This is a genomic window from Mesorhizobium ciceri biovar biserrulae WSM1271 (assembly GCF_000185905.1).
In the GTDB taxonomy this organism is placed as follows: Bacteria; Pseudomonadota; Alphaproteobacteria; order Rhizobiales; family Rhizobiaceae; genus Mesorhizobium; species Mesorhizobium ciceri.
On sequence record NC_014923.1, the window covers coordinates 5,222,846 to 5,239,970 of the forward strand.

The 17,125-nt window shown below is 63.7% G+C and carries 21 protein-coding genes; 8 read left to right on the forward strand and 13 right to left on the reverse strand.

Translation table 11 applies throughout. The features are described from left to right. Positions 1-4: 4 nt before the first annotated feature. The 5 genes from MESCI_RS25430 to MESCI_RS25450 form a co-directional block, all read right to left on the reverse strand. Complete coding sequence (locus MESCI_RS25430; protein ID WP_013532826.1) at positions 5-1,780, reverse strand: tetratricopeptide repeat protein; 1,776 nt, start codon at positions 1,778-1,780, stop codon at positions 5-7. Between the two features lie 257 nt (positions 1,781-2,037). Continuing rightward, a complete protein-coding gene (locus MESCI_RS25435) occupies positions 2,038-2,481 on the reverse strand; it encodes a DUF1284 domain-containing protein (RefSeq protein WP_013532827.1) in 444 nt (147 codons plus the stop codon). Further along, positions 2,478-3,071, reverse strand: a complete 594-nt coding sequence (locus tag MESCI_RS25440) for a biotin transporter BioY (RefSeq protein ID WP_013532828.1) — start codon at positions 3,069-3,071, stop codon at positions 2,478-2,480. Before MESCI_RS25440 ends, MESCI_RS25435 begins: the two co-directional genes overlap by 4 nt. A gap of 107 nt (positions 3,072-3,178) precedes the next feature. Further along, complete coding sequence (locus MESCI_RS25445; protein WP_013532829.1) at positions 3,179-3,847, reverse strand: GntR family transcriptional regulator; 669 nt, start codon at positions 3,845-3,847, stop codon at positions 3,179-3,181. 105 nt (positions 3,848-3,952) lie between these two features. Next, complete coding sequence (locus MESCI_RS25450; RefSeq protein ID WP_013532830.1) at positions 3,953-4,969, reverse strand: polyprenyl synthetase family protein; 1,017 nt, start codon at positions 4,967-4,969, stop codon at positions 3,953-3,955. A gap of 201 nt (positions 4,970-5,170) precedes the next feature. Here MESCI_RS25450 and MESCI_RS25455 point away from each other — a divergent pair, with 201 nt between their 5' ends. The 6 genes from MESCI_RS25455 (at position 5,171) to moaB (ending at position 8,868) form a co-directional block, all read left to right on the forward strand. After that, positions 5,171-5,395: a putative signal transducing protein gene (locus tag MESCI_RS25455; protein ID WP_013532831.1), complete on the forward strand. Its 225-nt coding sequence runs from the start codon at positions 5,171-5,173 to the stop codon at positions 5,393-5,395. Continuing rightward, complete coding sequence (locus MESCI_RS25460) at positions 5,395-6,195, forward strand: tRNA1(Val) (adenine(37)-N6)-methyltransferase (RefSeq protein WP_013532832.1); 801 nt, start codon at positions 5,395-5,397, stop codon at positions 6,193-6,195. Before MESCI_RS25455 ends, MESCI_RS25460 begins: the two co-directional genes overlap by 1 nt. Before the next feature lie 79 nt (positions 6,196-6,274). Further along, positions 6,275-7,138 (forward strand): S49 family peptidase, encoded by an 864-nt coding sequence (locus MESCI_RS25465; protein WP_013532833.1) that lies wholly within the window; start codon positions 6,275-6,277, stop codon positions 7,136-7,138. Positions 7,139-7,221: 83 nt separating this feature from the next. Further along, the gene (locus tag MESCI_RS25470; RefSeq protein ID WP_013532834.1) at positions 7,222-7,407 is read left to right on the forward strand and encodes a membrane protein; all 186 of its coding nucleotides are present in this window, start codon (positions 7,222-7,224) and stop codon (positions 7,405-7,407) included. 20 nt (positions 7,408-7,427) lie between these two features. Further along, a complete protein-coding gene (locus MESCI_RS25475) occupies positions 7,428-8,327 on the forward strand; it encodes a 4-(cytidine 5'-diphospho)-2-C-methyl-D-erythritol kinase (RefSeq protein ID WP_013532835.1) in 900 nt (299 codons plus the stop codon). Then, on the forward strand, positions 8,314-8,868 hold the full coding sequence (gene moaB, locus MESCI_RS25480) for a molybdenum cofactor biosynthesis protein B (protein ID WP_013532836.1): 555 nt from the start codon (positions 8,314-8,316) through the stop codon (positions 8,866-8,868). Before MESCI_RS25475 ends, moaB begins: the two co-directional genes overlap by 14 nt. A gap of 20 nt (positions 8,869-8,888) precedes the next feature. Here moaB and MESCI_RS25485 read toward each other — a convergent pair whose 3' ends face one another. Further along, complete coding sequence (locus MESCI_RS25485; protein WP_013532837.1) at positions 8,889-9,863, reverse strand: hypothetical protein; 975 nt, start codon at positions 9,861-9,863, stop codon at positions 8,889-8,891. Positions 9,864-10,006: 143 nt separating this feature from the next. Continuing rightward, on the reverse strand, positions 10,007-10,531 hold the full coding sequence (locus tag MESCI_RS25490; RefSeq protein ID WP_013532838.1) for a glycosyltransferase: 525 nt from the start codon (positions 10,529-10,531) through the stop codon (positions 10,007-10,009). 149 nt (positions 10,532-10,680) lie between these two features. On the opposite strand from MESCI_RS25490, the gene MESCI_RS25495 reads away from it, so the two are divergent. Together MESCI_RS25495 and MESCI_RS25500 are read left to right on the forward strand one after the other, a co-directional pair. Beyond that, positions 10,681-11,835 (forward strand): PA0069 family radical SAM protein, encoded by a 1,155-nt coding sequence (locus MESCI_RS25495; RefSeq protein WP_023808673.1) that lies wholly within the window; start codon positions 10,681-10,683, stop codon positions 11,833-11,835. 152 nt (positions 11,836-11,987) lie between these two features. Next, complete coding sequence (locus MESCI_RS25500) at positions 11,988-12,689, forward strand: ribonuclease HII (RefSeq protein ID WP_013532840.1); 702 nt, start codon at positions 11,988-11,990, stop codon at positions 12,687-12,689. A gap of 277 nt (positions 12,690-12,966) precedes the next feature. Here the strand turns inward: MESCI_RS25500 and MESCI_RS25505 are convergent, their stop codons facing one another. The 6 genes from MESCI_RS25505 to MESCI_RS25530 all read right to left on the reverse strand — a co-directional run bounded on the left by MESCI_RS25505 (position 12,967) and on the right by MESCI_RS25530 (position 17,106). Beyond that, positions 12,967-13,458, reverse strand: coding sequence for a F0F1 ATP synthase subunit B (locus tag MESCI_RS25505; protein WP_013532841.1), 492 nt, complete (start codon positions 13,456-13,458; stop codon positions 12,967-12,969). 10 nt (positions 13,459-13,468) lie between these two features. Then, positions 13,469-14,068 (reverse strand): F0F1 ATP synthase subunit B, encoded by a 600-nt coding sequence (locus tag MESCI_RS25510; protein ID WP_013532842.1) that lies wholly within the window; start codon positions 14,066-14,068, stop codon positions 13,469-13,471. A 63-nt stretch (positions 14,069-14,131) separates the two neighbouring features. Beyond that, positions 14,132-14,356 (reverse strand): F0F1 ATP synthase subunit C, encoded by a 225-nt coding sequence (locus MESCI_RS25515; RefSeq protein ID WP_006206606.1) that lies wholly within the window; start codon positions 14,354-14,356, stop codon positions 14,132-14,134. Between the two features lie 85 nt (positions 14,357-14,441). Continuing rightward, positions 14,442-15,200: a F0F1 ATP synthase subunit A gene (locus MESCI_RS25520; RefSeq protein WP_013532843.1), complete on the reverse strand. Its 759-nt coding sequence runs from the start codon at positions 15,198-15,200 to the stop codon at positions 14,442-14,444. Between the two features lie 59 nt (positions 15,201-15,259). Continuing rightward, entirely contained in the window at positions 15,260-15,667 is a 408-nt protein-coding gene (locus tag MESCI_RS25525) for an AtpZ/AtpI family protein (protein ID WP_013532844.1), read from the reverse strand. A 254-nt stretch (positions 15,668-15,921) separates the two neighbouring features. Continuing rightward, complete coding sequence (locus tag MESCI_RS25530) at positions 15,922-17,106, reverse strand: cell wall hydrolase (RefSeq protein WP_013532845.1); 1,185 nt, start codon at positions 17,104-17,106, stop codon at positions 15,922-15,924. Positions 17,107-17,125: the final 19 nt, after the last annotated feature.

Consider the following 17,125-nt stretch of genomic DNA (forward strand, 5'->3'; position numbering starts at 1 on the left):
GACTTCATCCCTTCGGGGCGGGCACCGGCTCCGGCTTGACCTTCGGGGTCTCCTGCGCCGTGTTGGATTCGATCGGCGGCAGGCCCTTCATCAGCTTCTGCTGCAAGTTGGCCAGCACATCGGGATCCGGCTTCAGGTCGCGAGCCTGGTTCCACTGGAAGGTGGCTTCCAGCTTGCGGCCGACGCGCCAGTAGGCATCGCCCAGGTGGTCGTTGAGAACCGGATCTTCCGGCTTCAGCGACACGGCGCGTTCCATTTCGCGCACCGCGTCATCGAACCTGCCGAGGCGGAAATAGGCCCAACCCAGCGAATCGACGATGTAACCGTCGCTCGGCCTGAGGTCGACGGCCTTTTGAATCATCGCCAGCCCTTCCTTGAGATTCATGTTCATGTCGACCCAGGAATAGCCGAGATAATTCAGCACCTGCGGCTGGTCGGGGAACAGTTCCAGCGCCTTGCGGAAGTTCGGCTCGGCCTTGGGCCATTCCTTCAGGCGCTCATAGGCGATGCCGCGCTGGTAGAAGATGTTCCAGTTGGCTGCGGTCGGCGTCTTCAGCGCCTCGACAGCCTTGTCGTAGAGTGTGGCGGCCGAACGGAAATCCTCCTTCGAGGAATAGACGCCACCGAGCGCCAGATAGGCGCGCATGTCATTGGGATGGGCGTCGACGAAAGCCTTCAGATGAGTGATCGCTTCTTCGTGACGGTCGAGATCGGCAAGGTTGAGGCCGAGCTGCAGGTCCGAAAGCTCCTTCAGCGGCGAACCGGCGGGGATCCGGCGATAGAGCGCGATGGCGCCTTCGCCGTCCTTCAATTGCTCGGACACGGCAGCGAGTTGCACAAGGGCAGCGTCGCTATCAGGCTTCAAAGCAAGCGCATATTGCAGATAGAGGCGAACGAACGGCTCGCCGCCGCCACGGTTGAGCGCGGTGGCGAGGTCGAGCAGGATTTCGGAGGCGCCATCGGATGGGCCGGCCACCAGGGGCGCAATCTTGTCGCCTTTTGCAATTCGGTCGCGCAAGGCGACGATTTCCAGCTTGCCAGGCGAAAACGCCTCGGCCTGGTCGAGCACCGACAGCGCCTTGGTCTTGTCGCCCTTGCGGGCCAGGAACGAGGCGTAGGCCTGGGCATTGCGCATCCAGGTTTCGGGAGCGGCACCACCGGCGGCGGTATCCTGCATGGTCGCGGCGTAGATCGCCTCGGCCTTTTCGGGCATGCCGGATGCATCAGCGATCAGGGCACGGTGGAACGACTTGAACAGGCCGAACCAATCCGGCCCCTGCAGCTTGTCGATGGACGCCATCGCATCGGCAGGCTCGCCGGCGCCTTGCTGCGCCCAGCCGGACATCACCCCGGAGATCAGCCGGTCGAGATCGGATTCCAGCGACAGCTTGAGCCAGTACTGCGCCTTGGTGAAATCCTTCTTGTGGAAGGAATCGACGGCGAGCGCCAGTCGCGAGAAACGCTCGACGTCAGGCACTTCCTTGAGCTTGTCGGCATAGACCAGGGATTCGTCGAAGCGCCCTTGCGCGATCAGCGACAGCATCAGGCTCTGCTGCAGGCCGGTGTCGCTCGGATCGAAGGCCAATGCTTGCTTGTAGTAGGCGATGGCGCTGTCGAGGTCGTTATCGCCTTCGGCGATCCGGGCTGCCAGATAGGCGCCCGAAAACGACGTGATCTTGACCGGTTCGGTGGTTTGCTTGGCATAGGCCGGCAAAGCCGAGATCGCCATGCCTGTCACAATTGCCAGCCTTGTCAGCCAGCGCGCACGTCCTTGCCGCATCGTATCCCTTTCAGCCAGGCGCCATCTCCGCGTCAGCGGGATCGGCGTAGACTCGATCTTTCCAGGCAAAGCATGGCCTTTTTGGGGTCGCGCTTCAATCCGCCTCGAATTCACAATCCGGGCACCCGATTAACAAATCATGGCGACAGGCACCAATTTTCCGCTCTTGGGATTTCGGCCATGGCCCTACGCGGCGCCGAATATATCACAGATTCGACGCTGAGGCTCCGCTTCGACCGCTAAGGCTCGGGCCAATATCAGCCCTCGCCTGGCGAGGCAGGCCGTTGCACCAGCGTGTCGCTGTAGCCGCCGGCCGCTATCGTGCTGCACAGTTCGTTCCATTCGCAGCCGCCGCAGGCCTTGCGTACAAGGCCAGCCGAAAACGCCTGCCGCATCCGGCCCAGCATCGCAGGATCGAGATCAAGACGGGTGCCGACGCGGATTGGCCGCGCCAGCAACTCGCCCACATCCTGCGTGGCGAGCCGGTCCCGCTCGACGACACTCTCGTTGAGGCAGTGCGGTTCCAGCTCATCAAGCAACGGGGCGCAGACATCGTCCGGGCCGGAAACGAGGAGGATGTCCTCGCCCCGGCTCAGGCGCTCCGCGACGCGATCATAATTGGCGGTGAAGGCGGGGCTGTATCCTTTGCCCACATAGGTGAGCAGGCAAAGGAGGTGATGGGCGCGCAGCCTGATCGTCACGGATTGACCAGCTTGGCCTTACCGCCGGGAAGGGCCATGAGGGTCGCGGCACCCAGCGCCGACTTGAGCAAGCCGCCGACGATGAACGGCAGGAAGCCGAAGGTAACGGCCTGTTCGGCTCCAATCATGACGGCAAGCCATGCTGTGCCCAGCACGAGGCAGGCAAGGTTGCCAAGCAGCATGGCGACGAAGGCAAGCATCACCCTTTTGCCGTTCCAGCCGCGTTCGGCCAGCCAGCCGACCAGTGCGCCGACAAGCGGGAAGGCGAAGAGATAGCCAGCCGTCGGCCCGACGAAATGCGCCGCACCCGCTGCCCCTCCGGACAGAACCGGAAAGCCGACCGCACCCTCGACCAGCCAGGCGGCGATGGTGAGCGCGCCAAGCCGCCAGCCATAGAGCGCGCCGATCAGTGTCACCGCGAAGGTCTGCATCGTCACCGGGACCGGCACCATCGGCACTTCGACGTAGGATGACAGCGTCAGGAACAGGGTGCCGAGCACGACGGCTCCGACCTGCCAGGCAAGGGAACGATCCTGAAGCCGGAGCGGACTGAACGACGGCTTGCTGGGTGAGAATGCGACGTCTGCCATTGGGATTCCTTCGATCGATTTCAAATTATAGATAATTTCTGTTTTCGATCTATTATCGAATCCACACTTCCCTGGAGATTGCAAGCCCTGGCTTTGGCGGAGGCCGTCTAACCTACGATGGCGAAGGCTTCGCGCGTGGTCCCTGAGGCCGTCCTTACCGGCTTGCGGCCAATCCATTGGACGTGCCGCCCCAGTGTGACGGCCGCCGATTCGGTGTTTCCCTGCCGCAAGGCGGCGAGGATCGCGCGATGGTCCTGATCGGTGCGCGTCTCCCACTCCGAACGCCATGCCGCGAACAGGAAACGGGCGCTTGCCGCGTGCAGATCGTCGATGGTGGCGAGCAGGCGCGGCATGCCGCATGGCGCGAGGATCAAGCGGTGGAAGGCGCGGTTGGCTTCCTCCCACGACCTGACATCGCGGGACTTGTCGCCGGCCTTGGTCGCCTCATCGGCGAGATCGAGAATGGCCGATGTCAGATGCGGCGCGGCGTGGCGCAGCGCCAGCACTTCAAGGGCGGCGCGCATTTCGGCGACTTCCTTGACCTCGCCCAGATCGAAAGACGCGACACGCACGCCGCGGCGCGGCTCGCCGTTGGCCAGCCCTTGCGCCTCGAGGCGGCGGAAGGCCTCGCGCACCGGAACATGGCTGGTTTGGAATTCTTCGGCGATATGATCCTGCCGAAGCCTGGCCCCCGGCTCGATCGCACCGGAAATGATGCGGTCCGCCAGAACCTTGCTGATGCGCACCGCGATGGTGTCGTCTGTGCCCTTTGCCATGTTTTATAGATAATTTGCGGCAGGGCGGCTTGTCGAGACGGCGGGACCGAATTCCTAAACTTCCTCTTAGCGCAGGCCAGAGGTAGCGTCGCGAAAGTCCAGCCTTTAGTTGACCCGGCTGATGCAGAAATCGATGACGTCGATCAGCGCCGATTTCTGCGGCGTCGCTTCGAGCGGCGCCAGCGCGTCGCGGGCAATCTCGCCGAAATGGCGGGCGCGTCCGATCGTGTCGGCAATGGCGCCGTGGCGGGTCATCAGGCCGGTCGCCTTTTCCAGGCCGGCGTCATCGGCGACATTGTCCTCGATGGCGCGCTTCCAGAAGGTGCGCTCGGCCTTGGTGCCGCGCCGATAGGCGAGAATGACCGGAAGCGTCACCTTGCCCTCGCGGAAATCGTCGCCGACATTCTTGCCCAGATCCTTGCTGGTGCCGCCATAGTCCAGCGCGTCGTCGATCAGCTGGAAGGCCAGGCCGAGATTCATGCCATAGGAGCGCAGCGCGGCGCGATCGTTGCGCGTCGCCTGGGCGATGACCGGGCCGACCTCGGCAGCAGCCGAAAAAAGTGCGGCGGTCTTGGCCTTGATGACGGCGAAATGCTCGTCCTCGGTGGTTTCGAGGTTCTTGGCGGCGGCGAGCTGCATGACCTCGCCCTCGGCGATGATGGAGGCCGCACTCGACAGGATATCGAGCGCTTCGAGCGAGCCGACATCGACCATCATGCGGAAGGCCTGGCCGAGCAGGAAGTCGCCGACCAGAACGCTTGCCTGGTTGCCCCAGATCATGCGGGCGGTCTTCTTGCCGCGGCGCATGCCGCTCTCGTCGACGACATCGTCGTGCAGAAGCGTCGCGGTGTGCATGAATTCGACCGAGGTGGCGAGCTTGACGTGGCCCTCGCCGGCATAGCCGAACATCTGGGCTGCGGCCAGCGTCAGCATCGGCCGCAGCCGTTTGCCGCCGGACGAGATCAGATGGTTGGCGACCTCCGGGATCATCTCGACGTCGGAGCCGGCCTTGGACAGGATCAATTCATTGACGCGCCCCATATCGGCGGCAGTCAGATCGATCAGATCCTTGATGGAGGCGGGCTCCCGCTTCCCGTTTTCGATGTTGAGAACGACACCCACGACAATCACTCCCGTCTTGGTATAGAGCGTGCGACGGCACCCTTAGTCCCTGTATGGACTCTAGGGCGGCGGACATGGGCACGGCAAGTGGCGAATTGGCGCGGCGGCGGCGACAGAATGTCAACGACCCCCAAGGGAACGGCTCTGCCCCGGAATCCCCTGCCCGTTTACATCAATAGCGCAAACTGCGAGTTTCATACGATGATAGAACTAGTCCGCACCAACGATGCCGTGATCATTTCCTTTGTCGAATCGCTGATGCGCGACGCCGGCATTGCCTGCTTTGTCGCCGACCAGAATATGAGCATTCTCGAAGGGTCGATCGGCCTTTTGCAGAAGCGCGTCATGGTCGACGCCGACCAGGCCGACGCGGCACGGCGCATCCTGACGGATGCCGGCATCGCCAACGAAATCCGCGGAAGATAATGTCCGCCGCGCCCGCCGCCCTTGTCCCGGACACGCCGGCCCATACGGTCGACGCTTTCCATCGCGGCCGGTTCTGGCTGGTGCAGCCCAAGCAAGGCGGTCATCGCGCCGGCATGGATGCGATGATGCTGGCGGCCTCCGTGCCGTCCTCTCTTGCCGGTCGTCTCGCCGATTTCGGTGCCGGTGCCGGGGCCGCCGGCCTGGCGGTGCTGTCGCGCTGCCCGGCCGCTGAGGCGGTGCTTGTCGAACGCGCGCCGGAAATGGCGGCCTTCGCGGCAGCCACCCTTGCCCATCCCGGCAATGCCCATCTGAGCGATCGCGCCTCCGTGCTGGTCGCCGATGTCACCGTATCGGGCCGGGCGCGGGCGGCCGCCGGCCTCGCCGACAATGATTTCGACTTCGTCATCATGAACCCGCCCTTCAACGCTCCCCGGGACCGCGCCTCCCCCGATCGCCTCAGAAAAGAGGCCCATGTCATGGAGGACGGGGTGTTCGAGAGCTGGATCCGCAGTGCGGCGGCGGTGGTCAGGCCGCGCGGCGGGCTTGCCGTGATCGCCCGCCCCGAACAGCTCGGCGCCATTCTCGATGCGATCGCAGGGCGCTTCGGCGATGCCGAAATGCTCGCCGTCCACCCTCGCCCAGACGCCGCGGCAATCCGCATCGTTGTGCGGGCAGCGCTCGGGGCACGGGGAAAGCTTGCCATCCGCCCGCCCCTGATGCTGCACGCGCAATCAGGCAACGGCCCCGACGAGCGCAGCGAAATGATCACCAACGGCCTCGCCTCGCTGTTCGGAGATTGAGCTATTCTGCCTGGCCACATTGCCGTTGGCCGGGAAATCCCTACATGCCTGCAACCTATCGACCGGAGACCACGCCCTCGTGAAACGCCTTATCAACCGCCTGCTGCCGAAATCCTGGCGCTCCACCGTCGTCACCATTCCGGTCATCCGGCTGCACGGCACCATCATGGCAGGCGGTGGCCAGTTCCGGCCGAGCCTGTCGCTGGCCTCCACCGCTGGCCTCATTGAGAAGGCGTTTTCCTACGACGCCCCGGCAGTCGCCATCTCGATCAATTCGCCCGGCGGCTCGCCGGTGCAGTCGCGGCTGATCTTCAAGCGCATCCGTGACCTGGCCACGGAAAAGAACAGAAAGGTACTGGTCTTCGTCGAAGACGTGGCGGCGTCGGGTGGCTACATGATCGCGGTTGCCGGTGATGAGATCTTCGCCGACCCATCCTCCATCGTCGGGTCGATCGGCGTGGTCTCGGCTTCGTTCGGCTTCCCGGAACTGATGAAGAAGATCGGCATCGAGCGACGCGTCCACACCGCCGGCCAGAACAAGGCGGTGCTCGACCCGTTCAAGCCCGAGAAAAAGGAAGATGTCGAGCGGCTGAAGGCGCTGCAGCTCGAGGTGCACGGCACGTTCATCGACCTCGTCAAGGAGCGGCGCGGCTCGAAACTGAAAGACGACCCGGACCTGTTCACCGGCCTGTTCTGGACCGGCATCAAGGGCCTTGAACTCGGCCTGGTCGATGCGCTCGGCGACATGCGCACGGTGCTCAAGACCCGTTTCGGGGCAAAAACCCAGCTCAGGCTGATCACGGCGCCGCGCGGTTTCCTCAGCCGTTTCGGCCTGTTCGGCTCAAGCGGGGGCTTTTCAGCGCCTGATATCGCAGCCGCCGCCGCCAGCGGCCTGATCGATGCGGCGGAAGAGCGCGCATTGTGGTCTCGCTTCGGGCTTTGAAAACCCGGCAAAAGCGTCTAGCATGAGAGCTTAACCGACCCGACCGGCCGCCTTCGCCGGCCCAGCGTGGGAGGAGTTTTGGCATGCCGCAGATCATTTTCTTCGCCGTCGTTGGCGTCGCCGCCTATTTCGGCTACCGCACCTTCATTAGGGAAGCCGAGCGCGTGACCGCCAAGGTGCGGCGTACCGAAAAGCAGACGGCCAACGGCGCGATGGGCACTTTGGTCAAGGATCCGAAGACCGGCGAGTACCGGCTGGCCAAGGACTGAGCACCATTTCGCAGACCATTGTGGACACCGACATCGGGTCGCGTAGCTGGCACGCGCACGCCAAGATCAATCTTGCGCTGCATGTCACCGGCAGGCGACCTGACGGCTATCATCTGATCGAGAGCCTGGCGGTGTTCACGCGGTTTGGCGACAGGGTCGAAATCGCGCCTGCCGACAGCGATGAATTTACCGTGTCCGGCCGCTACGCCCCGGCGGTTCCTCTCGACGCCAGCAATCTGGTGCCTAGGGCGCGCGATGCCCTGCGACAGGCGGTCGGACACGAGAGAACACCGCCGGTCGCTATCCGGCTGGAAAAGAACCTGCCGGCTGCCTCCGGCGTCGGCGGCGGTTCGAGCGACGCGGCGACGGTGCTGCGCGGACTGGTGGAGACATGGGGCCTGGATATCGATGGCGCAGAGCTGGCGCGGATCGGCCTCTCGCTCGGCGCCGATGTGCCGATGTGCCTGGCGGCCAGACCTCTGGTCGCGCGCGGCATCGGGGATGACCTGTCGATGGTGCCGGATTTTTCGGCGCTTGGGCTGGTGCTGGTCAATCCAGGCATGCCGGTCTCGACGGCCGAGGTCTTCGCAGCGCTTTCGCGTCGTGACAACGAAGCCTTGCCGCCGCTGCCGCGCAGCATCGATTTCCACAGCCTGCGCAACTGGCTGGAGATCACCCGCAACGATCTCGAGCCCGCCGCGCTGGCGATGCAGCCCGCGATCGGCAGGGCGCTTTCCTGGCTGAACAAGGCCGGATCGGGTTTTTCACGGATGTCCGGGTCCGGCGCCACCTGCTTCGGCCTGTTCGAGACCGGCAATGTCGCCAAGCGCGCCGCCGCCGAAATCCGCGGCCGCCAGCCCGACTGGTTCGTCGCGGCGACGCGCAGCATCGCATCGGAGGGATCTGATGGCCAGAATTGACGAGAGCCGCTCCTTCATTCCCGTGCGCATCGCGGTGCTGACCGTTTCAGATACGCGCAGCCTCGCCGACGACAAATCCGGCCAGACCCTGGCCGACCGCATCACCGAGGCCGGCCATATGCTGGCGGCCCGCGATATCGTCACCGACGATCGGGAAAAAATCCGCGACACGGTTCTGGCGTGGTCGCGGGACAAGAATATCGATGTCGTCATCACCACCGGCGGCACCGGCTTCACCGGGCGTGACGTGACGCCGGACGCGCTGGAGCCGATCTTCGAAAAGCGCATGGATGGCTTTTCGGAAGTGTTCCACCGGATCTCCTACGACAAGATCGGCACCTCGACGATCCAGAGCCGGGCGACCGGCGGCATCGTCAACGCCACCTTCGTCTTCGTGCTGCCGGGTTCGCCAGGCGCCTGCAAGGACGCGTGGGACGGCATCCTGAAGGCACAGCTCGACTACCGGCATATGCCGTGCAACTTCGTCGAGATCATGCCGCGCCTGGACGAGCATTTACGGCGCGGCAAATCAGCTCCGTAAAGCCGAGGCAAGCGTCGCTCTCAGCGGATGACCGGTTCGCCATGAAACCGCCGGCGCGACGGCGGCGACACGCCGAAGCCGACTTCCATCATCAGTCGCGGCGTGCGTGCCGGCACGGTGCCCATATGGAAGCCAAAAGGGTCCTCGACGAAACCGAGACCGGCCTCGCCGGTCAGCGTCACCGGGCTCTGCTCGCCATAGACATCCAGGACCTGTTGCGCGGGGTGGCCAACCAGAAGCGTGAGCTGGTGCTTGAGGCTGCGGCGCTTGTGGCTGCCCCTGACATAGACATGCGGACCGGTGTCGGCGTCGACCGGCTTGAGGTAGAAGAAGAATTTCAGCATGCGCCAATCATCGAGGTCGAAATGATACTTGCCGAGCGAGGCGAGGTTCTTGTCGGCATCCGAAGCGGCACCGGTTGGAAAACTCCACCAGACGCGCGTCGTGATCAGTTTTGCCTGGCCGCCGAGATAGTGCGCGGCAATATCCAGAAGCAGCGGATCGCGCTGGATGGCAAGCGCCGCCGGGCAGTCGAGGATGCGCTCGAAAAAATGCCCGCTGAGCAGCGAGCGGCCAAGGCGTTTCTCGGCCTCGGCATGTTCCCCCGGCATGAATTCGAGACGGCGGTCGAAATTGCCGAAGCAAGGCGTGCGCCCGGCGAAGTCGGCGATCTCTTCATGGATATCAGGCGGCAGGACCAAGCCTGAGAACAGCCCGTCGGAGCGCAACGCATCGACGACCGCTCCCCGTTCGACACCGGCAAACATCGTATCCCCGGCATTGGCGACCGGGCGGGCGCGTTTTGCGCCCAGCCAATGCATGCGGCGTCCAGGCATTGTGCGCGCCAGCACGAACATCGGCAGCCAGGCGGGGTTTTCGCGCAGGTCCTTGAGATAGGTCGGAATGCGCACCGCGATGCGTCGCAACAGACTGCCGTCGCGCGCAATAGCCTCGAGACTGGCCGCGCCGGATGTGTCGGGGGTTGAAAGCTTCATTGGGTCCTCGGCTATGAGAGCACCACCGATGCCGCATCGGTGCTCGCCACTCGGCATGTCCCAAACCCAATTCCCGCTTGAACGGAAGCTAACCCCGCGTCAGATTTTGTGCAATGCACAATGGCCTGAGCAGCTGCAAAAAATCATGTCGAGGAGCGGCGTTCCTGCTTGGCGGGCGCCATCCAGATCTCGGCGTCGAGCCGCTTCGTTGCGAGGCCGCGGGCGATGGCCTCAGCACTGCCGGCACTCTTGGCCGCGGCCGCCGCCTGACGCTTGCTGATCAGCAATCCGTCGGCCAGGGCGCGGTTTCCCGAAAAGACCCGTGCCAGGAATGGCGTGCGGCTGGCCCGCGTGCGCGAAAATCGTGCGGCCATGGTCTGCCTGGCCGTATGCGCGACAACCTCATCGATCCAGCCCTCCACCAACCGCGCGCCCGGTTCCAGGAGCAGCAACCAGTCCCCCTTGGCCTGGCGGATGCCGGCAGCGACACCGCCGGTCACGTACTGACAGCCGGCATGCTCGGCCACACGATGCGTCTGGTCGGTGGAGCCTGTGTCGCAGACGATGACTTCACGCACCACGCCTTCGACCGCGCCGCCAATCAGCGAGGCGAGCGTGCGGGCGAGGCCCTCCTCGTCATTGCGGGTTTCGATGAGAACACTGAGCATCCTTAGCCGAATAGCGGAAAGCACCGGACAGCGCCAGTTTTGCATCGCACCATAGAAAGTTCTTGCTTTGTTCTCATCGATGAAATAGGAATAATTTCATGAACAGAGCGATTCGACACAACACGGACAGTCCCTGGGAGCGGGCGAAAATGGAACAGATCGTGCGCGCCGACATTGCAGCTTTCGGAGCAGGAAGAGCCGAGATGGCCAATGCGATGGTCGAGCAGAGCGGCATGCGTGTCCGCCCGGACCGCAACCGCGGCAGGTCGGCCGGCATCAACCCGTCCGGCCGATTCGAGCCAGTCAGCCGGCACGTGTTCGACGATGGCTGGAATTCGCTGGAAGAACTGCCCCCCTTCAAGACCGAAGTGCAGGTCGAGAAGCCGCGCACCATCATCACCCGCAACGAATCGCCCGACATTTCCTTCGACCGTTCCATCAACCCTTATCGCGGCTGCGAGCATGGCTGCGTCTATTGCTTTGCCCGCCCGACGCACGCGTTCATGGGCCTGTCGCCGGGTCTGGATTTCGAATCGAAGCTGTTCGCCAAACCTGATGCGGCGCGCTTGCTCGACAAGGAGCTTTCGAAGGACAGCTATCAGCCGCGCACCATCGCCATCGGCACCAACACCGACCCCTACCAGCCGATCGAGAAGCAATACCGGATCATGCGCGAAATCCTCGAAGTGCTGGAAGCGCGCGGCCATCCGGTCGGCATCGTGACAAAGTCCGCCCTGGTGACGCGCGATATCGATATCCTGTCGCGCATGGCCGAACGAGGGCTCGCCAAGGTGGCGCTGTCGGTGACGACGCTCGACCGCATGCTGGCGCGCACCATGGAGCCGCGCGCGTCGACGCCGACCAAGCGGCTGGAAGCGATCCGGCAGCTTTCGGATGCCGGCATTCCGGCGTCGGTCATGGTGGCTCCGATCATTCCGGGCCTGACCGATCCGGAGATGGAACGCATCCTCGATTCGGCACGTGCGGCCGGCGCGCGCGAGGCGGGTTATGTGATCCTGCGGCTGCCGCTGGAGGTCAGCCCGATCTTCAAGGACTGGCTGCTGCGCCATTATCCCGACCGTTACCGCCATGTGATGTCGCTTGTCCGCTCCATGCGTGACGGCAAGGACTACGATTCGGAATGGGGCAAGCGCATGAAGGGCGCCGGTCCCTATGCCTGGCAGATCGGCCGGCGCTTCGAGATCACAGCCAAGCGGCTTGGTCTCAATGCCGAACGGCGCACGCTGCGGACCGATCAGTTCGTTGCCGCCGGGAAAGACCAGGTGCAACTGACGCTGCTTTGAAGAGACAATTCGTCGCGATGGTTTGATCCGTCGCGCACCAAGAATCCCGTCCGGCCTGCCCCGGCCTGCAGACGGTGCCCTCCCGGTCCGGCGCCCCACCCGACCCGGAGGGACTTGCGGAGAATCGGAGCCGATGCGAACCTCGCCGCAACATGGCTCGCGCGCGTTCTGATTCTCCGCCTCTCTTTGAGATCATCGAGAAGCCCGACTTCTCCTTCGAGACGAAGGCGATGGCGGAGGGCCTGTGGCCGGTCGCCGGGATGGACGAGGCAGGCCGCGGCCCCCTGGCCGGGCCGGTGGTCGCCGCAGCGGTGGTGCTCGATCCCGCCAACATTCCCGACGGCCTCGACGATTCCAAACGCCTCAGCCATTTACAGCGTGAGGCCCTGTTCCTGCGCATTCTCGGCTCCGCACAGGCGGTCTCGATGGCCTCCATCAGCGCCGAGGGCATCGACGGCAGCAACATCCTCAAGGCAAGCCTGGAAGCCATGCGGCGCGCGCTGGTAGGGCTGTCGATCCGGCCGAAGCTTGCGCTTGCCGATGGACGCGACGTGCCGCCGGGACTGCCTTGTGAAGGGCGCGCGCTGATCAAGGGCGACCAGCGTTCGCAGTCGATCGCCGCCGCCTCGATCGTCGCCAAGGTGATGCGCGACCGCATGATGTGCGGCTGCGGCAACCATCACGACCGCTACGGGTTCGAAGTCCATATGGGCTACGCCACGGTTCGCCATCGCACCGCGATCGAAGCGCATGGCCCGGTGGCGCGGCTGCACCGCGTGTCGTTTGCGCCATTCCGGCTGGGTGGGGCCGAGGTGGACGTGGTGGAAGAAGAGAGCTTCGCCGGGCTGGATTGAGCGACGACGACGACAAGCCAATCTCCCCCCTTGTGGGGGAGATGTCCGGTAGGACAGAGGGGGGCGCTGTCCCGCCGGCCTCTCAATCGATTGCAGTTATGCCCTCAGGCTTGTCCCGATAGACCTTAGGACAACAAAGGTTAGCGTTCCTTCACGCCCCCCCCTCTGCCCTGCCGGGCATCTCCCCCACGAGGGGGGAGATTGGCAGCTTCAGCGCCGCAACAAAAAAGCCGCCGGGTTGCCCGGGCGGCTTTCGATGACTGGCTAGACGAACCGCCTAATTCAGCTTCGACTTCACGTCCGCGAGCGAAGCCTTGAACAGATCTGCACCGGCCTTGGCGTCGATCTTGCCGGCAAGCAGCGCGCGTGCTGCCTCGACGGCGATGTCGACGGCGCTGGCGCGCACTTCGCTGATGGCATCACGCTCGGCCTGACCGATCTTCTGTTCGGCAAGCGCGGTGCGCCTGACGACATAGTCCTCGGTCTTCTTATGCGCGTCGGCGGCAAGCATGTCGGCTTCGCGCTTGGCGGCAGCGACGATGTCGGCGGCCTCCTGCTCGGCTTCCTTGCGCTTGCGCTGGTACTGGCCGAGCAGCTGCTGGGCCTCCTCGCGCAGCCGGCGCGCTTCGTCCAGTTCATTGCTGATCCTGGCGGCACGGGCGTCGAGCGCCTTGGCGATCATGCCAGGCACCTTGATGTAGACGGCAACGCCGAGGAAGATGATCAGGGCTATCGTGGCCCAGAGCGTCGCGAGAGATGTGTAATCCATGATGCGCTCCTCACCGGGCCACGGATTTGACCGCGGCCGCGATCTCGGCCTTGCTGGCCTTGCCGCCAACCAGAGCCTCGACGATCGCCGAAGCGGTGTCCTCGGCGATGCTGCCGACTTCCTTCATGGCATTGGCCTTGATGGAAGAAATGCGGGCTTCGGCTTCGCCAAGCTTCGCGTCGAGCGCGGCCTCGACCTTCTTGCGAGCGGTGTCGGCCTCGGCCTTGGCAGCGTCGTTGGCCTGCTGGCCGATCGCGTTGGCCTTGGTCTTGGCTTCCGCCAGTTCCTGCTCGTAGGCAGCAACGGCGGCGTCGGCCTCGCCCTTCAACCTGGCCGCCTGATCGAGGTCCTGCGTGATGCGATCGTTGCGCACATCGATGATGCCGCCGACGCGCGGCATCACCACCCGCTTCAGGAAGAGATAGAACAGCCCGAAGGTGATCGCCAGCCACAGAAGCTGCGACGGGAACGTCGCCGGATCGAATGGCGGAAACGTGCCATGCGCTTCAGCAGGCACGCTGGTGCCGGAATGCGTGTCGCCTTCCGTCGCAGCGTGGCTGGTATCGGCTGATGGCGCGGACTCTTGCGCAAAGGCAGATGTCACGAACATGGACTATCCCCGAAATTCAGGCCCGCCGCTTGCGCGGCCGGCCTGTCCAATCTTCCCGAGTGCTCAGCCGAACAGGGCCAGAAGCGCGATGAGAAGCGAGAAGATGCCCAGAGCTTCGGTCACGGCAAAGCCGAAGATCAGACGGCCGAACTGGCCATCGGCGGCCGAAGGGTTGCGCAGTGCGCCCGCCAGGTAGCTGCCGAAGATGTTGCCGAGGCCAATGCCCGCGCCACCCATGCCCAGGCAAGCGATGCCGGCGCCGATGTACTTTGCTGCTTCTGCGTCCATTTGTTCAACTCCTTTGGATCTAAAATTCCGTTGCGATTCCATCCGGCGCCAATGTTGGAAATCTTTGGGCCGGAAACTTTTGGACCTAGTGCCCTGGATGCAGGGCGTCGTTGAGATACATGCAGGTCAACACGGCAAAGACGTAGGCCTGCAGGAAGGCGACCAGCAGTTCCAGTGCCGTCAGCGCCACCGCCATCGCCAGAGGCAGGATCGAGCCGGCGACGCCAACCGCGCCGAGCGCGCTCAGGCTGACGACGAAGCCGGAGAACACTTTCAGCGTGATGTGGCCGGCGAGCATGTTGGCGAACAGACGAACCGAGAGGCTGACCGGGCGCGACACGAAGGAGATCACTTCGATCAGCACCACGAGAGGCAGCAGGAAGACCGGCACGCCGTGCGGCACGAACAGTTTCAGGAAGCCAAGACCATGCTTCATGAAGCCGTAGACGACCACGGTTGCGATCACCAGCACGGCAAGGCCGAAGGTGACGATGATGTGGCTGGTGACGGTGAAGAAATAGGGGAACAGGCCAAGCAGATTGGCGACGAGCACGAACATGAACAGCGAGAACACGAGAGGGAAGAACTTCATGCCCTGCGTGCCGGCGGCGTCGCGCAACATGTTGCCGACAAACTCGTACGCCATCTCGGAGACCGACTGAAGCCGCCCGGGAACCAGGCTGCGGCTCGACGTCGTGAGAAACAGGAATCCAGCCGCGACGATCACGGTTGCGACCATGAACAGCGCCGAATTGGTGAAAGACAGGTCATAGCCGCCGATGTCGATCGGAATCAGCTTGTTGATATGGAACTGGTGGATCGGATCGACCTTGTCAGCTGCCACGTTCAAACCCCGTCAATGCCGCGTACGGCCTCGTTACCATTACCGCACATGGTGCGCGGTCATTTCTTGTCGTCTTGGCCACGGCGCGATTTATCGCCCTGTCCAAATTCTGCCACGACGCCGGCGGAACGCATCACATTGAGCACTCCGGCGCCAAAACCAAGCAGCAGAAACACGATCAGACCCCATGGCGATGTCCCCGCCAGACGGTCGATGACCCAGCCGATGCCGGCACCCACCACCACCCCGGCGATAAACTCGCTGGAGAGTTTGAGCGCCTGACCATAACCGGCCACACTGCCCGCTTTCGCGTCGTCTTTCCCCTCGAGCCGGCCCGGCCGCCTTGTCGCAAGCGAAGCTTCAAGGTCACGGCGGCGGCGCTCAAGATCGTCGTCGCGGATGTCGGGTTCATGCTGATTGCCGCGGCCGGTTTCTCCGGTTCCGTCTGGCCCATTCTTGTCGGCCATCGCAACCCCCCTGCCCGGTCAGACCGTCACCGTCCGTCCGCTTCTAAAGTCGCCGGCAACATAGTTAGAGGGTTTGCGCCCGTCAAGCCACGGGCGGAAGTTCATTGCCATGTATTTTAGGCAATGAAATCAATGAATTACGAAGGTGCGACATCGTGCCCGCCAGGATGACGAGGATGCATGGCGCGAATCCCCCGCGCAATGGCTCTTTGATCGGCTGCGCGCCACATCAAGGATCAGCGGCTGCTCCGCACTCAGCTCCAGCCGCCGCCATAGGTCCGATAGAAGATATGCAGGCCGATCTTGGTCATCTTCTGCATCGTGCGCGCCCAGCCGGGATGGACATATTGGGCATAGTAGTGGGTCGACGATCCGACTTCCGGAATGAAGATCTTGCCGGCGGTGACGGCCATGGCGATCTCCTGGGCGGTCTTGTAGGCGGCTGGGCTATCGATGCGCTTCTTCCTGCCGTCGCAGGCGAAGGAGAACTGGCAACGGTTGAACCAGCTGTCGTTCTGGTAGACGACGCCGCAGATCGAATTCGGATAGGTCGGATTGCGGACGCGGTTGAGGATGACCTGGGCGACAGCGGCCTGGCCGCGCACGGATTCGCTCCTCGCCTCGAAATAGATTCCGTTGGCAAGGCATGCCTGCTCCTTCTTGGAGAAGACACTCGCCGGCAGCGGGTTCTGGATCCACGAATGATCGCCCTTGGCCATCGGCGGAATGAAGCGGCCCTCATTGGGCTGCTCGTCCTGAAGCAGGGCCTCGAAGGGCGATGCCTTGGCATAGTCCGGCTCGGATTGCGCATAGGCGGTGGCCAGCACATCCGGATGGTCGTTGTTGACCAGCGCCGCCAGCATGGCCGGCATGCCGGGATCCGGCTTCTTGTCCTCGCGCACATGGAATGCGGCGGCGATCTGGATTTCCTTGCCTTTGATCTGCGGCTTGGCGAAAGCCATTTTCAGGCCGCTGTCCATGCTGGGCCGGAGCAAGGAGGAGGTGCGCTCGAAGATCGAGCCGGCGTTGAAGTTCTTTGGCGGTGCGACGGGAGACATCTGGACGATGCGCCCTTTCTTCTCGGCGCGCACGACGCGGTCCTCATCGGGCGTGGCGCTGACCTTGCCGCCCTTGCCGCGAAACGACACGTTGCCGACACCGGCCAGGTGGACGCCCGATCCGGAAATGGAGCCGGTGACATCGGAATCGACAAAGGGCATCTCAGCCGCATGGGTCGAGCCGGCAACGGATTTCTCGACATAGGAATTCCAGCGCGTGCTCGATGCTTCGAGGCCGGAAACGAGGCTCGTCATGTCCTGATAGGCGGCGACGGTCGGAAAGCCGATCCAGATGCCGAAACCGATGACGAGCGGACCCAGAAAGCCACGTTTTCTCTCACCGGCGGCGGCAACCAGCCGCTTCAACACACGTCGATGCACGGAACTCTCTCCAGGAACG

What these genes read in the sequence shown, in the direction of transcription:
- MESCI_RS25430 (WP_013532826.1), bottom strand. Translation starts at nt 1,780, where the DNA reads ATGCGGCAAGGACGTGCGCGCTGGCTGACAAGGCTGGCAATTGTGACA.
- MESCI_RS25440 (WP_013532828.1), bottom strand. Translation starts at nt 3,071, where the DNA reads ATGGCAGACGTCGCATTCTCACCCAGCAAGCCGTCGTTCAGTCCGCTC.
- MESCI_RS25445 (WP_013532829.1), bottom strand. Translation starts at nt 3,847, where the DNA reads ATGGCAAAGGGCACAGACGACACCATCGCGGTGCGCATCAGCAAGGTT.
- MESCI_RS25455 (WP_013532831.1), top strand. Translation starts at nt 5,171, where the DNA reads ATGATAGAACTAGTCCGCACCAACGATGCCGTGATCATTTCCTTTGTC.
- MESCI_RS25460 (WP_013532832.1), top strand. Translation starts at nt 5,395, where the DNA reads ATGTCCGCCGCGCCCGCCGCCCTTGTCCCGGACACGCCGGCCCATACG.
- MESCI_RS25470 (WP_013532834.1), top strand. Translation starts at nt 7,222, where the DNA reads ATGCCGCAGATCATTTTCTTCGCCGTCGTTGGCGTCGCCGCCTATTTC.
- moaB (WP_013532836.1), top strand. Translation starts at nt 8,314, where the DNA reads ATGGCCAGAATTGACGAGAGCCGCTCCTTCATTCCCGTGCGCATCGCG.
- MESCI_RS25485 (WP_013532837.1), bottom strand. Translation starts at nt 9,863, where the DNA reads ATGAAGCTTTCAACCCCCGACACATCCGGCGCGGCCAGTCTCGAGGCT.
- MESCI_RS25490 (WP_013532838.1), bottom strand. Translation starts at nt 10,531, where the DNA reads ATGCTCAGTGTTCTCATCGAAACCCGCAATGACGAGGAGGGCCTCGCC.
- MESCI_RS25495 (WP_023808673.1), top strand. Translation starts at nt 10,681, where the DNA reads ATGGAACAGATCGTGCGCGCCGACATTGCAGCTTTCGGAGCAGGAAGA.
- MESCI_RS25500 (WP_013532840.1), top strand. Translation starts at nt 11,988, where the DNA reads ATGGCTCGCGCGCGTTCTGATTCTCCGCCTCTCTTTGAGATCATCGAG.
- MESCI_RS25505 (WP_013532841.1), bottom strand. Translation starts at nt 13,458, where the DNA reads ATGGATTACACATCTCTCGCGACGCTCTGGGCCACGATAGCCCTGATC.
- MESCI_RS25510 (WP_013532842.1), bottom strand. Translation starts at nt 14,068, where the DNA reads ATGTTCGTGACATCTGCCTTTGCGCAAGAGTCCGCGCCATCAGCCGAT.
- MESCI_RS25515 (WP_006206606.1), bottom strand. Translation starts at nt 14,356, where the DNA reads ATGGACGCAGAAGCAGCAAAGTACATCGGCGCCGGCATCGCTTGCCTG.
- MESCI_RS25525 (WP_013532844.1), bottom strand. Translation starts at nt 15,667, where the DNA reads ATGGCCGACAAGAATGGGCCAGACGGAACCGGAGAAACCGGCCGCGGC.